The 20,659-nt window shown below is 33.8% G+C and carries 19 protein-coding genes and 2 riboswitches; of the genes, 7 read left to right on the top strand and 12 right to left on the bottom strand.

Features of this window, described 5'->3' with window-relative positions:
• Window positions 1–14 precede the first annotated feature (14 nt).
• Entirely contained in the window at window positions 15–1,793 is a 1,779-nt protein-coding gene (gene thiC / locus COI44_RS06560; RefSeq protein ID WP_098427200.1) for a phosphomethylpyrimidine synthase ThiC, read from the bottom strand.
• 137 nt (window positions 1,794–1,930) lie between these two features.
• A riboswitch (TPP riboswitch) is annotated at window positions 1,931–2,045 on the bottom strand.
• A 236-nt stretch (window positions 2,046–2,281) separates the two neighbouring features.
• Window positions 2,282–2,391, top strand: a riboswitch (TPP riboswitch).
• Between the two features lie 88 nt (window positions 2,392–2,479).
• Between thiC and COI44_RS06555 the strand changes: the two genes are divergently transcribed.
• From COI44_RS06555 to COI44_RS06535, 5 genes are read left to right on the top strand one after another with little or no spacing between them, the layout of a single operon-like run.
• The gene (locus tag COI44_RS06555) at window positions 2,480–3,094 is read left to right on the top strand and encodes a thiamine phosphate synthase (protein ID WP_098427199.1); all 615 of its coding nucleotides are present in this window, start codon (window positions 2,480–2,482) and stop codon (window positions 3,092–3,094) included.
• Window positions 3,078–4,175, top strand: coding sequence for a glycine oxidase ThiO (gene thiO / locus COI44_RS06550; protein WP_098427198.1), 1,098 nt, complete (start codon window positions 3,078–3,080; stop codon window positions 4,173–4,175). Before COI44_RS06555 ends, thiO begins: the two co-directional genes overlap by 17 nt.
• A 20-nt stretch (window positions 4,176–4,195) precedes the next feature.
• Window positions 4,196–4,399, top strand: a complete 204-nt coding sequence (gene thiS / locus COI44_RS06545; protein WP_098427197.1) for a sulfur carrier protein ThiS — start codon at window positions 4,196–4,198, stop codon at window positions 4,397–4,399.
• Between the two features lie 2 nt (window positions 4,400–4,401).
• Window positions 4,402–5,169, top strand: coding sequence for a thiazole synthase (locus COI44_RS06540; RefSeq protein ID WP_098427196.1), 768 nt, complete (start codon window positions 4,402–4,404; stop codon window positions 5,167–5,169).
• Window positions 5,166–6,173: a ThiF family adenylyltransferase gene (locus COI44_RS06535; protein WP_098427195.1), complete on the top strand. Its 1,008-nt coding sequence runs from the start codon at window positions 5,166–5,168 to the stop codon at window positions 6,171–6,173. Before COI44_RS06540 ends, COI44_RS06535 begins: the two co-directional genes overlap by 4 nt.
• 129 nt (window positions 6,174–6,302) lie before the next feature.
• Here the strand turns inward: COI44_RS06535 and COI44_RS06530 are convergent, their stop codons facing one another.
• The 4 genes from COI44_RS06530 to COI44_RS06515 form a co-directional block, all read right to left on the bottom strand.
• A complete protein-coding gene (locus COI44_RS06530; protein WP_098427194.1) occupies window positions 6,303–7,109 on the bottom strand; it encodes a hypothetical protein in 807 nt (268 codons plus the stop codon).
• A 267-nt stretch (window positions 7,110–7,376) separates the two neighbouring features.
• Entirely contained in the window at window positions 7,377–7,577 is a 201-nt protein-coding gene (locus tag COI44_RS06525; protein ID WP_088014159.1) for a cation transporter, read from the bottom strand.
• A 12-nt stretch (window positions 7,578–7,589) separates the two neighbouring features.
• Entirely contained in the window at window positions 7,590–9,983 is a 2,394-nt protein-coding gene (locus COI44_RS06520; RefSeq protein WP_098427193.1) for a heavy metal translocating P-type ATPase, read from the bottom strand.
• Between the two features lie 14 nt (window positions 9,984–9,997).
• Complete coding sequence (locus COI44_RS06515) at window positions 9,998–10,297, bottom strand: metal-sensitive transcriptional regulator (RefSeq protein WP_098427192.1); 300 nt, start codon at window positions 10,295–10,297, stop codon at window positions 9,998–10,000.
• A 116-nt stretch (window positions 10,298–10,413) separates the two neighbouring features.
• On the opposite strand from COI44_RS06515, the gene COI44_RS06510 reads away from it, so the two are divergent.
• The gene (locus tag COI44_RS06510; protein WP_098427191.1) at window positions 10,414–10,965 is read left to right on the top strand and encodes a hypothetical protein; all 552 of its coding nucleotides are present in this window, start codon (window positions 10,414–10,416) and stop codon (window positions 10,963–10,965) included.
• Between the two features lie 309 nt (window positions 10,966–11,274).
• Here COI44_RS06510 and COI44_RS06505 read toward each other — a convergent pair whose 3' ends face one another.
• The 3 genes from COI44_RS06505 to COI44_RS06495 all read right to left on the bottom strand — a co-directional run bounded on the left by COI44_RS06505 (window position 11,275) and on the right by COI44_RS06495 (window position 13,978).
• Entirely contained in the window at window positions 11,275–11,715 is a 441-nt protein-coding gene (locus tag COI44_RS06505) for a YybH family protein (RefSeq protein WP_098427190.1), read from the bottom strand.
• 199 nt (window positions 11,716–11,914) lie between these two features.
• On the bottom strand, window positions 11,915–13,579 hold the full coding sequence (locus COI44_RS06500) for an acyl-CoA dehydrogenase family protein (RefSeq protein ID WP_098427189.1): 1,665 nt from the start codon (window positions 13,577–13,579) through the stop codon (window positions 11,915–11,917).
• A gap of 24 nt (window positions 13,580–13,603) precedes the next feature.
• Entirely contained in the window at window positions 13,604–13,978 is a 375-nt protein-coding gene (locus tag COI44_RS06495; RefSeq protein ID WP_286133973.1) for a MerR family transcriptional regulator, read from the bottom strand.
• 249 nt (window positions 13,979–14,227) lie between these two features.
• On the opposite strand from COI44_RS06495, the gene poxB reads away from it, so the two are divergent.
• Complete coding sequence (poxB, locus tag COI44_RS06490) at window positions 14,228–15,964, top strand: ubiquinone-dependent pyruvate dehydrogenase (RefSeq protein ID WP_098427188.1); 1,737 nt, start codon at window positions 14,228–14,230, stop codon at window positions 15,962–15,964.
• Window positions 15,965–16,119: 155 nt separating this feature from the next.
• Here poxB and COI44_RS06485 read toward each other — a convergent pair whose 3' ends face one another.
• The 4 genes from COI44_RS06485 to COI44_RS06470 form a co-directional block, all read right to left on the bottom strand.
• The gene (locus tag COI44_RS06485) at window positions 16,120–16,803 is read right to left on the bottom strand and encodes an ABC transporter ATP-binding protein (RefSeq protein ID WP_098427187.1); all 684 of its coding nucleotides are present in this window, start codon (window positions 16,801–16,803) and stop codon (window positions 16,120–16,122) included.
• Window positions 16,803–17,888, bottom strand: coding sequence for an ABC transporter permease (locus COI44_RS06480; RefSeq protein WP_098427186.1), 1,086 nt, complete (start codon window positions 17,886–17,888; stop codon window positions 16,803–16,805). The genes COI44_RS06485 and COI44_RS06480 overlap by 1 nt, the downstream gene beginning before the upstream one ends.
• 123 nt (window positions 17,889–18,011) lie before the next feature.
• Window positions 18,012–19,400 carry a sensor histidine kinase gene (locus COI44_RS06475; protein WP_098427185.1) on the bottom strand — a complete coding sequence of 463 codons (1,389 nt, stop codon included), beginning with the start codon at window positions 19,398–19,400 and terminating at the stop codon, window positions 18,012–18,014.
• Window positions 19,397–20,074, bottom strand: coding sequence for a response regulator transcription factor (locus COI44_RS06470; RefSeq protein WP_098427184.1), 678 nt, complete (start codon window positions 20,072–20,074; stop codon window positions 19,397–19,399). The genes COI44_RS06475 and COI44_RS06470 overlap by 4 nt, the downstream gene beginning before the upstream one ends.
• Window positions 20,075–20,659: the final 585 nt, after the last annotated feature.

Raw genomic sequence — 20,659 nt, 5'->3', positions numbered from 1 at the left:
TAAGGCTCACACCCTTATTGATAGATTTCTCCGCCTTGTTTTCTAAATTCGAGCGCTTTTTCTTTCATTCCTTCTTCAATGATTGAATCATTCTGAAGTTCTTCTTGTTTTACTTTATCTCGAATATCTTGTGAGATTCTCATACTACAGAATTTTGGACCACACATTGAACAAAAATGCGCTGTTTTAGCTCCTTCAGCAGGTAATGTTTCATCGTGATATTCAATTGCTCTTTCAGGATCAAGGGAAAGATTAAACTGATCACGCCATCTAAATTCAAATCTTGCTTTTGAAAGTGCATCATCTCTTTTTTGTGCACCAGGGTGTCCTTTTGCTAAGTCAGCTGCATGCGCTGCTATTTTGTATGTAATAACACCTACTCTTACATCTTCTTTATTTGGAAGACCTAAATGCTCTTTCGGAGTTACATAACAAAGCATTGCAGTACCAAACCAACCAATCATTGCTGCACCAATTGCTGATGTAATATGATCGTAGCCAGGCGCAATATCAGTCGTTAACGGTCCTAATGTATAAAATGGCGCTTCTTGACAAATTTCTAATTGTTTATCCATATTCTCTTTAATTAAGTGCATTGGTACATGTCCTGGTCCTTCAATCATAACTTGAACATCGTGTTTCCAAGCAATTTTCGTTAACTCACCTAGTGTTTCTAACTCAGCGAATTGTGCTTCATCATTTGCATCTGCGATTGAGCCTGGTCTCAGTCCATCTCCTAAAGAGAAGGTTACGTCATAACGCTTCATAATTTCACAAATTTCTTCAAAATGAGTATATAAAAAATTCTCTTTATGGTGAGCTAAACACCATTGAGCCAAAATAGACCCGCCACGAGATACAATTCCTGTCACTCGTTTTGCAGTTAATGGGATATAGCGTAATAATACTCCCGCATGAATCGTAAAATAGTCTACCCCTTGTTCCGCTTGTTCGATTAGAGTATCTCTAAACACTTCCCAGGTTAAATCTTCAGCGATTCCATTAACCTTTTCAAGCGCCTGATAAATCGGAACTGTCCCTACTGGTACCGGCGAGTTTCGGACAATCCATTCACGTGTTGTATGAATATTCTTCCCAGTAGAAAGGTCCATCATCGTATCCGCTCCCCAACGAGTAGCCCATGTCATTTTTTCTACTTCTTCTTCGATTGAAGACGTAACCGCTGAATTACCTATATTGGCGTTTATTTTCACATGAAAATTACGACCGATGATCATTGGCTCACTTTCAGGGTGATTAATATTCGATGGAATGACAGCCCTTCCTTTTGCAACCTCATCACGAACAAATTCGGCTGAAACATTCTCTCGAATCGCAATAAATTCCATTTCAGGTGTAATAATCCCTTTACGAGCATAATGCATTTGAGTAATATTTCCATTATCTTTTGCACGTAACGGTTTTCTCTTTAACCCTTTAAATACCTCAACATTATGTTGATCTGACTCTTTTCTATATCCATTATCTTCAGGCTTTATTTCACGCCCTTCATACTCTTCAACATCATTTCGTTCGATTACCCAGTTTTGTCTAATCGCCTTAAGTCCCATTCGAATATCAACTGAGCTAGTTGAGTCTGTGTAAGGTCCACTAGTGTCGTATACTCTAACTGGAGCATTTTCTTCTTCGCCAAAAGTGCCAGTTGTTGGACTTAATTGAATCTCACGCATTGGCACCTTAATGTCAGGTCTAGATCCTTCAACATATACCTTCTTACTCCCTGAAAAACTAGACATGATGGAAAAATTCATTTCATTTACAGAATTGTTCATTTGATTTCATTCCCCTTTTTAATTAGTTTAAAAAGGACGAAATCCAATCCATTTAAAGCATGAAAAAAAGCCGGAATCATATTTTTAAGACCCGGCTAAGTGTTAGCAAAACTACATTAATAATTATGTAATCATTAATGAAAAATTTCTAACTTCCCCACGCTGGTATGAACCAGATCAGGTCCTGAGGGTTAAGAAACTTAATAGCGTTCCTCTCTCAGCCCAATTAATTGGACACCCCTAGTCAATCGATTAAATTGTTCAAACTAAATATAAACCCATAAATTTAAAATGTAAATGTTTTTATTTCCCTAAATTTTTACAGAAACTCCAAACAAAAAAAATTTTTGGTTTTTTTACACTCCTAAAAACACTTGATTTCACTATACTTCAAGCCCAATTTCTGGTAATAAAATTGGACTAGTAAAATAAAATTTAGTATTGAATATTATTTTTTATATGCTATGCTAAGATTAATTTTCATACATATTCATCACTAGGGGATCCCTTGATAAGGGCTGAGAATAAGGTAGTTACTTTTAAACCCTCAAAACCTGAACAGGCTAGTACCTGCGTAGGAAAGTGGCGCATTTTATACTTTTTTCGCGTGCAATGTAACCACTTTCTTTTTTTAGGAAAGTGGTTTTTTTGTTTGAAAAAATTTTGCAAATGAAAGAGGCTGGGCCATGGAACTTATTGCAATTACAGATGATCAGCACTCAGTCGAAGTACTTGCTACAAAAATAATTCAAATAATCGATGCAGTCGACTATGTACATATTCGCGAAAAATCGAAAAAGGCAATCGAGCTAATATCACTCTTAAATCTACTAAAAATGAACAAAGTAGATATGAAAAAAATTGTTTTAAATGATCGTTTAGATATTGCTATTTTCTCTAACTTATCAAATATTCACTTGCCAGGACATGGTCTTCCACTTGTTGATGTAAAAGAATATTTTCCTAATTTACGAGTAGGAAAATCAGTTCACACACTTACTGAAGCAATACAGGCAGAAAATGATAGAGCTGATTATATTATGTACGGTCATTGTTTTGAAACAGCGTGTAAAAATGGATTAACACCTAATGGGATTGAACTAATTCCAGAAATGAAAAATACGTTAACTATACCAATCTATGCAGTCGGCGGAATATTACCTGAACATATCCAAGTTCTAAAAGAGAATCACATTGATGGTATAGCTGTAATGTCTGGCATATTTTCTGCCCGAAATCCTCTAGAAGCTGCGCTGCAATATTTTGAAAGGTGCAAATTTGCTTATGAACAAGAAATTTGATGTTGTAGTAATTGGTGGTGGAATAATAGGTTGTTCCATTGCTTATTATCTAGCGAAAGAAAACATTAATGTCGCAGTTCTTGAAGGACAGCAGGTTGGACAGAAAACAACTAAGGCAGCTGCTGGAATGCTTGGTGCCCATTCCGAGTGGGATCACTCCGAGTCATTTTTTACTTTTGCAAGAAACAGTCAATTAACTTATTTTCAGCTTCAAGAAGAATTAAAAGAATTATGTGGAATTGATATTGAACTTAAAAAAGGTGGTATTTTCAAACTAGCTTATACAGATTTAGAAAAAAAACAATTAACTCCCCTACTCACTCAAACTTCAGCACTTTGGTATAACCAGGAGGAGTTAAAAAAACAGATAACTGGCGTCCATCCAAACATAATTGGAGCAGCTTATATTGAAGACGACGTGAATGTATTACCTGTTTCTGTCTGTAACGCATTTTGCAAAGGTGCTCAACTTTTAGGTGCATCTATTTTTGAATATACACATGTATTTCAAATTCAAAAAAATGATTCATATTATTTAATTAAAACAACAAATGGTAATTTTGAAGCAAAAACCATTGTGGTTGCAAGTGGCGTTTGGAGTAATTCATTGTTTGGACAGCTTGGATTACATCACGAAATTATTCCCGTTAAAGGTGAATGCATCTCGGTCAAAAGTGAAAAAGTTGCATTAAAGCATACTCTCTTCCATGAACAAAATTATATTGTTCCAAGGAATGACGGCCGCCTTGTCATTGGAGCTACGATGGTCGATAACGAATGGAATGAGAACCCTAGCTTAGGGGGGATTGAGTCATTAATACAAAGCGCTAAAAAAATGCTTCCTGAAATTGAAGACATGAAAATTGATTCATTTTGGGCAGGATTACGACCGCGTACTCTCGACTATAATCCCTTTATTGGAACTCACCCGGAAGAAGATCAAATCTTATTTGCGACCGGCCATTTTCGTAATGGAATATTGCTTGCACCAGCAACTGGAAAATTAATTCGAGATTTGATCCTTAAGCGGAAAGTAGATCGTAACTGGATCGAAGCATTTAAAATCAATCGTTCATTTTAACTCTTTGGAGGTGTAGGCATTTGGAAATAAGATTAAACGGAAAGAATATCGATATTTCGAGCAAAACCTGTACAATTCAGGATCTGCTTAATGAATATCAATTAGAAAACCGAATTGTTATTGTCGAGGTTAATAAAGAAATTATTTATAAGGAACAGTATTCGTTAACTCGTCTCTCTAATGGAGATTCTGTAGAATTAATACATTTTGTAGGTGGTGGCTAATCATGTTAAAAGTAGGAAATCATACATTTCATTCAAGATTATTATTAGGAACAGGAAAATACCCTTCATTTGAAGTCCAGAAAGAAGCTGTTGAAGTATCGGAAGCCGAGATATTAACTTTTGCTGTTAGAAGAATGAATATTTTTGAGGAATCTCAACCAAATTTTCTTGAACAATTAGATCTATCGAAATATAAATTATTGCCTAATACGGCTGGTGCAAAAACTGCTGAAGAGGCAGTTAGAATTGCAAGATTGGCAAAAGCGTCAGGCTTGTGCGATATGATTAAGGTAGAAGTAATTGGTTGTGATAAATCATTATTACCTGATCCAATCGAAACATTGAAGGCATCAGAAATGTTATTAAACGAAGGATTTATCGTATTACCTTATACTTCCGATGATGTTGTGCTTGCAAGAAGACTAGAAGAACTTGGTGTACATGCGATTATGCCAGGTGCATCTCCAATCGGTTCCGGAAAAGGAATTATTAACCCATTAAATCTTAAATTTATTATTGAGCAATCGAATGTACCTGTTATTGTAGATGCTGGAATCGGGTCACCAAAAGATGCAGCTTTTGCAATGGAGCTTGGTGCTGATGGAGTCCTTTTAAATACTGCGGTTTCTAACGCAAAAGATCCTGTAAAAATGGCAGTTGCGATGAAGCTTGCTATTGAAGCAGGAAGGCTTGGTTATGAGGCAGGTAGAATTGAAGAAAAAAATTATGGTGAAGCTAGTAGCCCAATCACAGGGTTGGTGAATTCTTGACAAACCGTTATGCAAAGCAAGAATTATTTTTAGGAAGAGATCGTCAATCAAGCTTACAAAAAGCCAGTGCCATTATTATTGGTGTTGGTGCACTAGGTTCATCAATAGCAGAAATGCTTGTAAGAGCAGGCATTGGAAATATAACAATTGTTGACCGTGATTATGTTGAATGGACTAATTTACAAAGGCAGTCTCTTTATACTGAAGAAGATGCTAGAAATAAACTACCTAAAGTAATTGCAGCTAAAAATCGACTTCAACAAATTAATAGTGAAGTGTCGATTACTAGTTTAATAAAAGATATTACTAGTCTTAATATTGAAGAGTTGATTAAAGGGCAAACAATCATACTAGATGCAACAGATAATTTTGAAACTAGAATGGTTGTGAATGATGCAGCAATTAAGCATGAGATTCCTTTTATTTTTGGTGCGTGTGTTGGAAGCTATGGCCTTTCGTTTCCTATTATCCCAGGAAAAACTCCATGCCTTAACTGTTTATTAAATCATATACCAACTTTAAATATGACTTGCGATACAGTTGGAGTAATCAGTCCAATTGTGCAAATGATTGCTGCCTACCAAGTAACTTATGCCATGCAATATCTTACTAACTATGAACTTTTACCAATCTTACAATCGATTGATGTTTGGAAGCATGAAAAGTCTGATATAAACATCGAAAAATTAAAAAATAAAAATTGTCCAACATGTGGCACTAAAAGAAGTTATCCATTTTTAAAAGATGATGACCACATGAAGTCATATGTTTTATGTGGAAGAGATGCAGTCCAATTAAGAGTATCATCTCCTAAAATCCCAACACTAACTAACCTTTCTGAAAGATTACAAGGGTTAGTAAACGATTTGATTGTAAATCCTTATTTATTGTCATGTACTTATGAAGATCATCGCATTGTTTTATTTAAAGACGGTCGAGCGATTATTCACGGTACAAAGGAACCATCTGTTGCTAAGGAACTCTATCGCAAAATTTTAATATAATAGAAAAAGCAGCAGATATTAAACCGAGTATTCAATAAAACTAGTAATCCGCGAATATACTATATTTTTATAATTCAAAAGTATGAAAAAGCAGGAATCTTATAAAGTTTCCTGCTTTTTCTATTTAAATTATGGTACGTCTACTATAAATGGTACGATAAATACATTTCCATTTTGCTTAAACTGTCCCCATATTTTATATAATCCCTTTTTTGGAAAACTCGTCATGAATTCAGCAACAGGTCCGCTTGATTTTTCATTCATAGGATGCACATGTAAATATGTATTAGTGTCACCACTAATCGCAACAACATGACCAACTGCACCTAAATAAGGCTGTAAATCTTTAATATCTTTTTTTGTTTTAGCATCTTTGATCGTATATGTCATTTTAACTTCATTATCTGTCGTTAATTTATCAAATTTTAAAGTAACTTCTTTTCCATCAATTACTTTTGTTAATACTTTATCTGGTATTAGTGAAACTGGTTTGGCTGGTTGCCCCGATACCTTTACTAATTTGGATTTTACATTTTTATCAGAGCCCTTAGGTATAAAATCCGTAAATAACTTATACTCACCGCCATTTGGAAAGTTCGGTATTACTGTAAATAATCCTTTACCCTTATATTGTGGATGCAAATGGTCAAAAAAAGATAAATCTTTACTTACAATGATCAAGTGCATTAATTTTTCATGTTCAAGTTCAAACTGATCAACTGGTTTTCCTTCTAAACTATTAACCTGTAAGTTTAAATCTACTTTATTACCACTCTCTGGAATACCATTAAATGAAAATTTTACTTGAGTAGAATTCATCTCTTCTTTTGTTTCATGATTCATATTTTCATGAGTTGATCCTGTGTGTGTCTTACTTTCACAACCGCTTAAACCTAAAACAGTAAAAAAACTAAGTATCAACAATAAGTATTTCATCTAATTCTCTCCCCAGTATATTTTTTTTCCCAAATAAAAAGCGAACTTATAGCTCGCCTCGGTGTGTAGACAAAGTCCCAAAAAATTGATTTTCAGACTGATTGCAAGCGCTTGTCTTTCGAGGCGCGAAGCCTGGCGAGGAGCGCGGAGTTACCCTAGACGGTAATGAGCACCGGAGACAGGCGAAGCAACGAAGAAAGCGAGCGTTTGTCAACAGTCTGAAGCGAACCTTTAGTTCGCTTTTTTAATTGTTCGATAACACTTCGATTAAACGATATCGTAACCTTGATCTTCAATAGCCTCTTTCACTTTCTCAATTGTTTCAGCGTTTGAAGTATTGAATGTTACTTCTTTATTTTCTAAACTTACAATTATATTATTTGTACCAGACACTCCTTCTACCGCTTTCATAACTGCAGCTTTGCAGTGTCCACATGTCATACCTTCTACTTTTAATATTGTTTCCATTACTAAATCCTCCTAAATTTTTATGCGTTTTAATCGTAATGCGTTTAAGACAACCGAAACAGAGCTAAATGCCATTGCAGCACCTGCAATCCAAGGCTGCAATAACCCTAAAGCTGCAATCGGTATACCTAAACTGTTATAAAATAACGCCCAAAATAAATTTTGGCGAATATTATTCATTGTTTTCTTACTTAAGCTAATAGCTTTCGGAATATGTGACAAGTCGCCACCTACTAGCGTAACATCCGCTGTTTCAATCGCTACATCTGCACCAGTACCGATCGCCATACCAATATCTGCTTTTGCAAGAGCCGGAGCATCATTAATCCCATCTCCAACCATTGCAACAATTTTCCCTTGTTTTTGTAGTTCAGCTACTATATCTGCTTTTTTCTCTGGTAGAACTTCAGCAAATACATTTTCAATCCCAACTTGATCCGCAATCGCCTTTGCTGTGTGTTTATTATCACCGGTTACCATAAAAACTTCTATTTTTAAATCCTTTAAAGCTTTTATCGCATTTCTTGAAGATTCTTTAATCGTATCGGCTACAGCAATAATTCCTTCAAGTTTCTCATCAATTGCTACTAACATTCCTGTTTTCCCGGCAGATTCAAATACAATTAATTGTTCTTCAACTGGAGAAAAATCGATATTCTTTTCATTCATTAACTTTCTAGTACCGATATATACCTTTTTATTTTCAATCAAGGCTTCTACTCCATGTCCAGGTATAGCAATAAACTCTGTAATATCAGTTAGTTGCAATTCCTGTTTAACAGCGTATTGAACAATTGCTTGTGCTAAAGGATGCTCTGACATTTTCTCTACACTTGCAACGAGCTTCAATAAATCCTCTCGATGATTTAAATTAATAATATCTGTTACTTCAGGCTTTCCTTTTGTAACAGTTCCTGTTTTATCAAGAATGATTGTATTAATTTTTTGGGTAGTCTCTAAAAATTCTCCGCCTTTGTATAAAATCCCGTTTTCCGCACCTTTTCCACTTCCAACCATAATCGAAGTTGGTGTAGCAAGTCCTAAAGCACAAGGACATGCTATGACTAAAACAGCTATTGCTACTTCAATTGACTTAGGCAAATTTTGTGGATCGACTACAAAAAACCAAATGATAAATGTTAATATGGCTATACCGATTACAATTGGAACAAATATATTCGAAATTCGATCTGCTAATCTTTGAATTGGAGCTTTTGAACCTTGTGCCTCTTCAACTATTTTCACAATATTTGCTAATGCCGTATCCTTACCAACCTTTTCAGCTCGTATTGTTAAAATACCATTTCCATTGACTGTTGCACCAACAACTTTATCATCAGTTTTTTTATCAACTGGTAAGGACTCACCTGTAATCATTGATTCATCAACTGTAGATACTCCTGATACAATGACACCATCCACTGGAATTTTCTCACCTGGTTTAACAAGTAGTAGATCTCCAACTTTTACAGCTTCCAATGGTACATAAACTTCATTTCCATTTTCTAATACAATTGCTTCCTTAGCTTGTAATTCCATTAGTTTTGAAATTGCTTCAGTCGTTTTCCCTTTAGCAATATGCTCAAAATATTTTCCAAGCAAAACTAATGTAATTAAAACTGCACTTGTCTCAAAATATAGATGCGGCATATACATACTATTATTGATTGTCTTAATCGACTCAACTAAGCTATAAAAATAAGCTGCTGAAGTTCCGAGTACGACGAGCACATCCATATTCGCACTATAATTTCGTATTGCTTTAAAAGCTCCTACATAAAAATGCCAACCTATAATAAACTGAACTGGAGTTGCAAATAATAGTTGAAACCATGGGTTCATTAATAAATGTGGCATCCATATATTTGTACTAAATGGCAGATGAGATACCATCGAATACAATAGTGGAAGTGAAAGTAAGATTGAAACAATCAATTGGATCTGTTTGTTTTTTGTTGTGTCTTGTTCTTTAACTGCATTTTCTTCTTTTATAGCTGCTGCATAACCGATATGACTAATTTTATCTATTATGGATTGGACCGAGCGTACTTCAGGTAAATAAGAAATCGTTGCTATATTCATTGCTAGATTAACATTGATTTGAACAACTCCATCCATTTTTCCTATTACTTTTTCGATTCGAGCTGAACATGCAGCACATGTCATTCCTTCAATATTTAATGTAACTTTTTCAACTGCAACCTCATAACCAATCGTATGGATTTTTTCTATTAAATCAGAAGTTTGATATTGTCCTTTATCATAGATTATAGTAGCTTTTTCTAATGCCAGATTCACATTCGCTTCCAAGCCATCCATTCGATTTAAGCTTTTTTCGATTCGGGTTGCACATGCGGCGCAGGTCATCCCCTCTATACCAAGGGTTAACTGCTTTGCATCATTCATATTAATCAACCCCCTTATTTTACGTAACGCTTAATAACCTCCATTAATTCAGTAACTGATGCTCCACCATTGTTTTCTTTAACAGCTTTAACCATACAATGATTCGCATGTCTTTCAATTAATGAGAAACTTACCTTTTTCATAGCAGCTTCAACTGCCATAATTTGCGTCAAAATATCTATACAATATCGGTCCTCTTCGACCATTTTTTGAATTCCTCTTACTTGCCCTTCTATTCTACGAAGACGCTTCATTAAATCATTAATTTCGTCTTCACTTCTTGGAACCATTTGATCATCATGGCAATTTTCCATTTTATCACCTCACCATTATTATATACTCATAGGGGGTATAGGTGTCAATTTTTTATTCTATTTATTTTAAGTTGTCCATATGATAATAAAAAGCGAATAGTTAGGGGGTATCATATATGTTCACCAGTTGGGTATGTATTAGCATAATGCTCTTTATAACAATCATTTCGATCCACCTCAAACCAACAAAAAATGACCAGATGCATCAAATGATGTATATGATGATGATCAGTATGACTACTGGTTTAACAATAGGTGTGCTCATTACACTTTCAAATCACCAACAATTTTTCCATTCCTTACTCATTTCGATGGGCGTATCTGCACTCATTGGATTATTTATTGGTTTTCGATTACATTTCCTTGCACTACTTGAGGGGATCTTTACTGGAATGATGGCCGGTATGATGGGGAGCATGATTGTCGTGATGATTTCAATATCAGAAGCACATGCTTTATTATTAATTTGTTTATTATTATTAACTTGTTCAGCCATATTTTGTTCTACTATGTTTTTAAGTCAGCGATTCCCAAAACTACTATCATCATTCTTTCCAGTAATTATTATTTCTAGCCTGCTGCTCATCTTAACTGTGTTTTATTCTTTTACTCATTTTGAAACTACTACTGTTTCCCAGAGTTATAAAATTAATGTGTTGAAAAAGTAGAACCAATAATTAAACGTCGAAATTAAAAGCCTTTATCTAAATTACAACGTAGATAAAGGCTTTTTTATGTTGCTTTAATAAATATTATTTATGTCGGCATGTGCAACATCCAATATTATTAAAAAAAGCGACTTCAAAAAAGAAGTCGCCTAATAAAAGAAAGAAAAATTATCAGTAAAAAGATATCACATAAACCTTAAAAAAAGCTTAATTTTATTCCACTGGATTTTTAAAAATTAATCATACATCATTATTCTTTAGATTTTTTACATATAATTTCCTTTATCACCAATCAAAATAATTTATTGTTTACTTCAAGTTAAAAATTCCCTTACCAGTCTCCATATTTATAGGTAATGATGAATGTTCATGAACAATGACCCAAGTCTTATTCACCTTTTTTAAACCGAATGTGAACCGATTTGTCATTTGACGAAGTTTCTCACCAGATTCTTCTTGGTGAGCAGCAAAAGTAACAGCACAATGTACAAATGCCAGATTTGAATTTTCTTCAACTACTAGATCATTAAATTCAACTTTAAGTAAAACACCATCCTCACTCAATCCATTAAACCACTCTACTACATTTTCCTTCCATGAAGAAATACCCTTGCACTCCCAGTTCCCCCAGCAATCATAAATATGTATTTCAGGAGCATACAAGGATAGAAATCTTTCAATATCTTTTTCGTAAATCGCTGTTTTATAATTTTCAAGAACGTCATGAACTTTGAAACAACCATCTGACATTAAGTGCAACCCCTTTACTAATTTCAGAAATATAAGTATATGAACTATAGATACATTCTATATTCAAACAGTTTTCCCTTCTTCCAGAAAAATGCCAAATAGTTGAAACCACTCATATTTATCGAGACCCCACCAAACATCCTTACTATCTTTACTCCTATTATTAAAATGTTTTAAATGTAAAGAGATGTATTGATAATCATTTATTTATCGAAACTTTATAGCCAACAATTTCATCAAAATACTTTAAATGAATTTGTTTCTTATTAATTTCATCTTTAAAATATCGTTCATTGATCAATACTTTTGCAATGTACTCTTTTCGAATATGATCTTTTGCATCTTCAAGAGCAGTAACTGCTTCAACTAAATCTGCCATTTTATTTGCTATTTTCTTAGCATTATATGATTGGGTATTAGCATCTAAAGTAGATGTATAATGAATAATTCCATTTAACTCTTCTAGCTTTTTCTTTATGATTTCACTTTCAACTATTAATGTTTGAGGTGTATCTACTAATTTTTCTTCAATAAATGATTTAAAGACTTGATATCCATTCATTTTGTTAAACAGTCTCAAAATCTCTAAACCTAAAATATTAGCTGTTCCTTCCCAGACTGTAAGTACTTGAGCATCTCTTAAAAGTCGAGGTGTAACAAAATCTTCAATATAACCATTTCCTCCATGCATTTCAATCGCTTCGTGGGAGAAATGAATTGCTTCTTCAGCTGTACGCATTTTTAATAAAGCGATTAAAAGTCTTACTAATGTTTGCTCCTCGGTTGTTCCATTTTCATTTCCAACCACTCGATCATATAAGGCCACTAAATTAAATACTGCACTTGTTTGTACTTCCTGAATGGTTGCAAGTTTTGCTAATGTTTCTTTGATCATTGGGAAATTTGTTAGTAATTGTCCAAATGCTAGCCTATTTTCTGCATATTTCTTCGCTTCTACATAGGCTCTTCTCATAATTCCAACTGATGCTACTGCATTACATATTCTTGATAAATTCAATGCTTCCATCATATAGTTAATTCCTCTAGAAGGATCTCCGATTAGAAATGCTTTCGCTCCATTAAACTCAACTTCTCCTGATGGAACCGCTCTTACACCTAACTTATCTTTTAAGCGACGAATCGTGAATCCATTATTTGTACCGTCGTCATTCTTCCAAGGCACTAAAAATAAACTTAACCCCTTACTCCCAGAAGCTGCTCCCTCAATCCTTGCTAAAATCGTTGTAATACCACACTGACCTGCATTACTAGCAAAATATTTTTCTCCGTAAATACGATAGTAATCTCCTTCTTTAACCGCTTTCACTACATTGGATCCAACATCTGAACCACCCTGTCTTTCAGTTAAAAAAGTTGCACCTTCATATAATTCTGTTTCCCCAGTCGATAATAAATGGGGAAGATATTTTTCTTTTAATGCTTCATCTGCATATCTTTCAACTAAAAACGTAGCAGCCATTGATAATGTTACTGGACAATAAAAACCAGCTTCAGTCTGTGATAATAAATACCCTTGCGCATAGGAATAAATATAATTCCCCTTTATACCAAGTTCTGGAATTGGCTTATGAATATAGCTAACAATCCCTCTTTTATAAGTATCTTTTACAGTTTGTTTATAACCTTCATTAACCCAAACATGTGAAATATCATTACCATATGCATCATATTTAATTAAACGAGGTTGCCCTTCACGATCTGTGTGAACTGCACGTTGATCGATTTCATTCGCACAAAGCTCTCCAAATTCTTCTAATTCTCTGTTAGCCCATGTAAAAAAATCTTCTTTAAAATATTTTCTTAAAATCATTTGTAAATTAAGATCTTCATTATAAAAATTCATATACTCTCCCTCCCAATATTTTTACTAAATCTCTAATAATTTCCGCTCAAGTTTACCCTTCATTTTAATAATTTCTTCTTTTAATTGGATTAAATCGTTTATTTTTTTATCTAACTCTATAATCCTCTGATTTCCATATTCAATTGTTTTTTGTAATTGTTTTTCACCTGTTCGATCAATCGTAAATAAATCAATCATTTCTTTTATTTCTTGTAAATTAAAGCCTAAATGCTTACCTCTCTGAATTAAATATAGACGTGTACAATCTTTTTGAGAGTACCTTCTTCTTCCACTTTCAGTATAGGTAGGCATTAATAATCCGATTTCCTCATAATATCTAAGGGTTCTATGAGTCGTATTAAATTCATTCGTCATCTCTCGAATCGAATATAACTTCAAAATGCCCTCCTCCTTCTAGCTATAGTTTTATTATAAATCTTACGTAAACGTAAGTTTCAAGATGGATTCCTTCGACAAAAAATTCGAGGATAAAAGACTTTTTAATGTATTTATTCTTAATGCCTCCTACTTTTCCTGCCTTTTTTTGGTATAACGTTTTGAAGTTCTGCAAAACATAAATTTATCTGTAGCCTAAGGCTTATTAAATTCAATTAGTTCCTACTAACAGTGAACTAGAAGGAGATTACAATGAGGAAAACAATTGCAGATTTACTGATTGATTCATTGATTCAGGCAGGAGTTACTAGAATTTATGGTATTGTTGGAGATTCATTAAATGCTGTTTTGGATTCAATTAAAAGCTCAAAAAGAATTGAATGGATCGGCGTTCGCCATGAAGAGGTTGCAGCTTTTGCTGCAGGTTCAGATGCTCTAATGAGTGGAAGTATCGCAGTTTGTGCGGGAAGTAGTGGTCCAGGTAACCTCCACCTAATTAACGGATTATACGATTGTCATCGAAGCCGTATTCCAGTGCTTGCGATTGCGGCTCAAATTCCAAGCATCGAAATTGGAAGTGAATATTTTCAACAAACTCGTCCTGAGCAATTATTTAAAGATTGCAGTCACTTCTGTGAAACGGTGTATAGAGCAGAACAAATGCCTCGTCTAGCAACGATTGCAATGCAGCATGCAATTGCAAGAAAAGGTGTATCTGTACTTGTTTTACCTGGAGACATTGCTGCTTTAGAAGATCGACAAACTGTTCCAGAACAAGTTATTCATGTAACGAATCCACTGATTAGTCCATCGAAACCTGAATTAGAAAAACTCGCTGGGTTCCTAAATGATGGTAAGAAGGTTACTTTACTTTGCGGAGCAGGCTGTGAAGGTGCACATTCTCATTTAATGCTTCTTTGCGAAAAGTTAAAATCTCCAATGGTTATTGCGCTTAGAGGAAAAGAATTCCTTGAATACGATAATCCATATAATGCAGGGTTGACCGGACTAATTGGCTACTCATCAGGATATCACGCTATCATGGACTGCGATGTCTTATTAATGCTTGGAACAGATTTCCCTTATCGACAATTTTATCCGGACGATGCAGTTATTTTACAAGTTGATGTACGAGCTGAGCATCTAGGACGACGGGCTGCACTTACTTATGGACTTTGTGGAGATGTAAAAGAGACAATTAGTCAGTTATTACCTCTCTTAACAGATGTAAAAGATTCAAGCCATTTAGAGAAGTATGTTTCAGCATACAAAAATGTACGTGAAGATTTAGATAAATTTGCAGTTGGAAAACCAGGACGCACACCGATCCACCCTCAGTATTTAACTAAGATTGTAAGTGATCTTGCAAATGAAGATACGATCTTTACATGCGATGTCGGCACGCCAACATTATGGTCTGCAAGATATTTACAAATGAATGGAAAAAGAAGATTACTTGGATCATTTAATCACGGAACGATGGCTAATGCCATGCCTCAAGCAATTGGTGCTCAAGTTTCTCAACCTGGACGTCAAGTAGTCGCATTATGCGGAGATGGTGGATTATCAATGTTATTGGGTGATTTATTAACAATCCATCAGCATAAATTACCTGTAAAAATGGTTGTATTTAACAATAGTGCACTAAGTTTTGTAGAATTAGAAATGAAAGCTGCTGGTTACTTAGAAACCGGCACAACTTTAGAAAACCCTAACTTTGCATCATTAGCTCAATCGATGGGGATCGAAGGAATTCGTGTAGAGGATCCTGCTGACTTAGAATCCGCTGTACAACGTGCGTTTGAGCACAACGGCCCGGCATTAATCGATGTTTTAGTAAACCGTCAAGAACTAGCAATGCCTCCTAAAGTGAGTATTGAGCAAGCGCATGGATTTACATTATGGACATTAAAGGCTGTATTAAATGGTCATGCAAATGATGTAATTGATCTTGCTAAAACGAATCTTTTAGATCGATTCCATCTATAATTAATGAACCCGTTCGAATTGAACGGGTTCTTTTGTTAATTTTTCTAAATTAGTTACTCATAACGGGTTCATGAATAACTAAAATAGCTTGATGTTCTAAATTACTTACTCATAAACAATATGAAAAAAACCCGTCAATTAAAACGGGTTCCTCCTTAAATTTGTTCAGTAAGTTTTCCATTTTCTATATAAACAACACGGTCACATAAATCTAGCATCCTTTTATCATGAGTAACCATTATCGCAGCTTTTTGTCTTTGCTTTACTTCTTTAGATAGCATTTCGACTACTGATCTTCCTCTTTCAGAATCGAGACTAGCTGTAGGTTCATCCGCAAAGATTACTTCTGGATCATTCATTAGAGCCCTTGCAATGGCTACTCGTTGTCTCTCTCCACCTGATAAATTTTCCGGATAGTTTCTCATCCTCTTTGATAACCCTAATTGTTCGAGCAGTTCATTCGCCTTCTTCTCTGCAATTTTGTTTTTTATTCCTGCTAATTCGGCAATTAATAGAAGCTGATCTTTAACTGTTAAATACGGGATTAAATTAGACATTTGAAAAATAAATCCGATTTTAGATAATCTAAATTCATTCAGTTTATTTGCTGGAAGATTACTTATTTCAATATCATCTATTAAAATTCTCCCACTAGTCGGAGATAATAATGCTCCTGCTATTGAAAGGAAGGTACTTTTACCTGAGCCTGATGGACCTACAACTGCTACTAGTTCACCGGCTTTTACTTGAATAGAAACTTGATCTAATACGGTTGTTGCTAAAGAATCTCCGTCATTGTATGTTTTGCTAATATTATCTAGTACTAGTTTATTACTCATTAAAAAGCCCTCCCTATTGCTTCAATCGCATCAATTTTTACTACTTTTAATAAAGATATTAACGAGCCGACTACTGCTACAAATAGGAATAATAATGAACTTCCGATGATTAACTGAGCATCAAATACAAAAGGTAAGCTAGCTGGTAATACTTTAGATAATCCAAATGTGATTGAAATACTGATCATTAGACTTAATAGTGTAAGTGTTAAAACTTGAAAAATAATATTCTTAGCTAAATAACTAGTTTTTGAACCAATTGCTTTTAGCACGCCAAATTGATTGATTTTTTGAATTGTAATGATATAGAAAAAGACTGCTAACACAAATGCTCCGATAAAGAATAGAAATACAATCATCATTAATAAAGAACCTTGTTCTTCTTTATAACCAGGTATGCCCTTTAATGCTTGGTTTTTATTAATTACTTCTACTCCTGAGACTTTTTCACTTACTTTTTTTGCAGTACTTTCGTTTGTTTTTAACGCAATTGCATTAAATGAATTTTTACTATTCACCATCGACCACTCTTTGTAATTCATATGAATAACCGGTGCGTGACTATATGATTGATTCTCCGTAAAACCAACAATTTTAAATTCTTTGCCCGAGATTTGATCAGAAATATTATCCCCAAGCTTGATTCCTTTCTCTTTTAAAGAAATATCTCCTACAACTTCATTCTTTGTTGAATTATTAATCATTTCGCCTTCAATTACCTTTGGAGCCGCTAAACCATTCACATCAATTCCAAATAAGGTAGCATCAATTTTTTTAGATGTTCCACCCTTTAGAAACGTAGTCATTTGAACTCCTAAAGTAGTGGAATTTTTCTCATCTACCAAGTTCTGAACTTCATTTATTTGATTTTCCGTTAACATTGAATGATTAATTTGTTTACCCGACTCTTTTTGTAATACAAAATAATTTGAGGACATGCTATCAATAGAAGAAGCATTATCAAAAGATAATCCTTTCGCTAATCCTGAAACAAATAATACTAGGAATGATATAAGGATCATGATTAGACTAATTAATAAAAAACGTAATTTTGCGTGTTTAAATTCCCTTAATGCTAGAAACACCTGTCATTCATCTCCTTTAACATACTAAATTTTAAAGAGTGTAAAAAGAAGCATCACTCTTTGTAATTTAAAGTATAGGAATGTTAGATGAACAGCAGGTGAACAGTCGATTACAATTATAAATCAGAACTCTTTAATATTAGGTATGGTTAGATGAAATTTGGTTCCTTCGCCTACTTTACTGCTTACTTCTATATGCCCATTATGTAATTCAATGATTTGTTTGACTATCGCTAAACCTAAGCCACTACTGGATTCCTTTCGATTTCTTGCTTTATCAGCAATAAAAAATCGATTAAATATTTGTTGTAAATCATTTTCGGAAATACCAATTCCAGTATCTTGAAATTCAATTTGAACATTCTCTTCATTACTACTCAGTTTTATTGAGATTGATCCACCTTCATAATTAAATTTAATACAATTCGTCATTAAATTTGTCCAAACTTGATGTAGTAGATTCTTGTCAGCACACACATAAGTTTGTGGTAATTCCAAATCAATGGCCAACTCTTTGTTTCTCCAACTCCATTCAGTTGTAAAAACTACTTGTTTAATTTGTTCGGCAACATCAAAAGTTGTTTTTTGCAGAATACTTTCTTCCTTATCTAATGCAGCTAACGTTAATAATTGTTTACTTAATAAGGACATTCTTTTACTTTCTTCCTCTATAATCGATAAGTAATGATTCTTTTGCTCTTCGGTTAATTTTTCAGTTTGTAGTGACTGCGAAAACCCTTGTATTGATGCAAGTGGTGATTGAATTTCATGAGATACATTCGAAACAAACTCCTGACGCATCGCTTCAATTTGTCCTAATTTTTGTGACATGTGCGAAAAGTGATTAGCAAGTTTTCCTATTTCATCTTGGCGTTTAATTTGCAATTGTACATTATATTTTCCTTCTGCAATTTTTTTAGTTGCTTCAGTTAATTTAATAATCGGTTTTACAATATATCTTGTACTAACTAGAACGAATACGATACTTAATACAATTGTCAGTAAGAGAAGAATAGAAAAGAGTATACGCAATTCACCAAATTGAAGCTGTACATTTGGTCGCATAAAAAGCGCTAAATGATTAGTACTCGATTTTAAAGGAACACCAACTGTATTGCTCAATGTATTATCAAAAAAACCAGTCACAAATAATGATGTTGGAAATTCCGCAATACCATGATAGACCTTCCCATTTAAAACGGAATCAATCACTTTACGATCTAATTTCTTTTCTCTAAAAGAACCTCCATAATAGGATTGATTTCCTTGTTGATCTACTAATAAAATTTGATATCCCAATTTACTAATACTTTTTAAGTAATTGCTTAATTCAATATCATTATTTTCTTCATAAAAAGTACTAACGTCTAAAGCCATTTTAGTTAATTTTTTATCATTATAAGGCTTTAGATTATAGTGGTAATACACATTTGAAAGAAAGAAAGCCAATATACTGCTACAAATCATTACACCGAGGATTGTAAGAACAATTCTTATGTATAAAGTTTTCACTTTCTGGTGACCTCCAATTTATAACCAACACCTCGAACGGTTTTTATACTAAAGTCATTCGTTAAACTAGAAAACCTTTCACGTAAACGTTTAATATGAACATTTATTGTTCGATCATCACCTTCAAAATCAGCACCCCAAATTAATTGGATCAGCTCATCACGTGTAAAAATTCGATCCGGATAACTTGCCAATTGAGACAATAATTCAAATTCCTTCATTGGAAGCATAAGTAATTTTCCATTACAGTAAACTTCATAGCTTTTTCGATCGATAACGGTTTCGTTCAGTTTTATTTTTTGAGCACTAATCATATTGTATCTTCTTAACAGTGCCTTAATCCGGAATAGTATTTCTTTTGGTTCAAATGGTTTCGTCAAATAATCATCTGTGCCTACTGCAAAACCTTTTTCTTTATCAGAAAGCTCGCTTTTTGCAGTTAACAATATTACCGGGAAATCATAATACTCTCTTATTTCTTCACATAACTGGTACCCATCTTTACCTGGCATCATTATATCTACAATCGCTAAATTAATTTGTTGTTGCTCAAGCAATATAGAAGCTTCATCTCCGTTAGCTGCTTCAAATGTTGTATAGCCTTCAGTTTGTAAATACATTTTCAATAACTCTCTTATATGAGAATCATCATCCACAATTAAAATTCGAATCATACTTTATCCCCATCCTTTAAAATTAGTACAATTATTTAAAAAATCATATCATATTTTAATTTTAATATCCTTTTTCTATTTTTCATGGGCAGAAATGCGGATGTATTATTACATGTTTAAAAAAATTTTTGTAATATAGTTTGTCCCCCATACATTTCTGTCATTTTAAACATAGAATTAATATGTAGTATATAATGACTTTTTTCGTAAATCTTGTTGCCTTTTAAAGAGATGTCTAGTTGAATTACTCGGGAGACATCTCAAATTTTCACTTTTTCTGATACTCCTACAGAAATCCCACACCTTGTTTCCAATCAGCTTCTTTAATTACTGTGTGTTTTAAAAATGATCGGTTTACAAACAACAACCATTTCGAAAAGAGTCAATCATAAAAGAATTATGTTAGAAATAGTAAGATTTCCCCCCACATTCGATATTATTATTTCAACATAATAACATTAAAAAAAGTTCCTTTATGGAACTTTTTTCACGTTGTTGAAAAACAACCTTGCCAATTAATTACCAAATTTTCGTATAAGGAGTAGAGTGATGCTGATTTCCACTACGGGGTGCTCGCTTTCCATG

Source organism: Bacillus sp. AFS088145, from assembly GCF_002564465.1.
Taxonomy (GTDB): Bacteria; Bacillota; Bacilli; order Bacillales; family Bacillaceae_G; genus Gottfriedia.
This window is presented reverse-complemented; position numbering and strand designations above follow the sequence as displayed.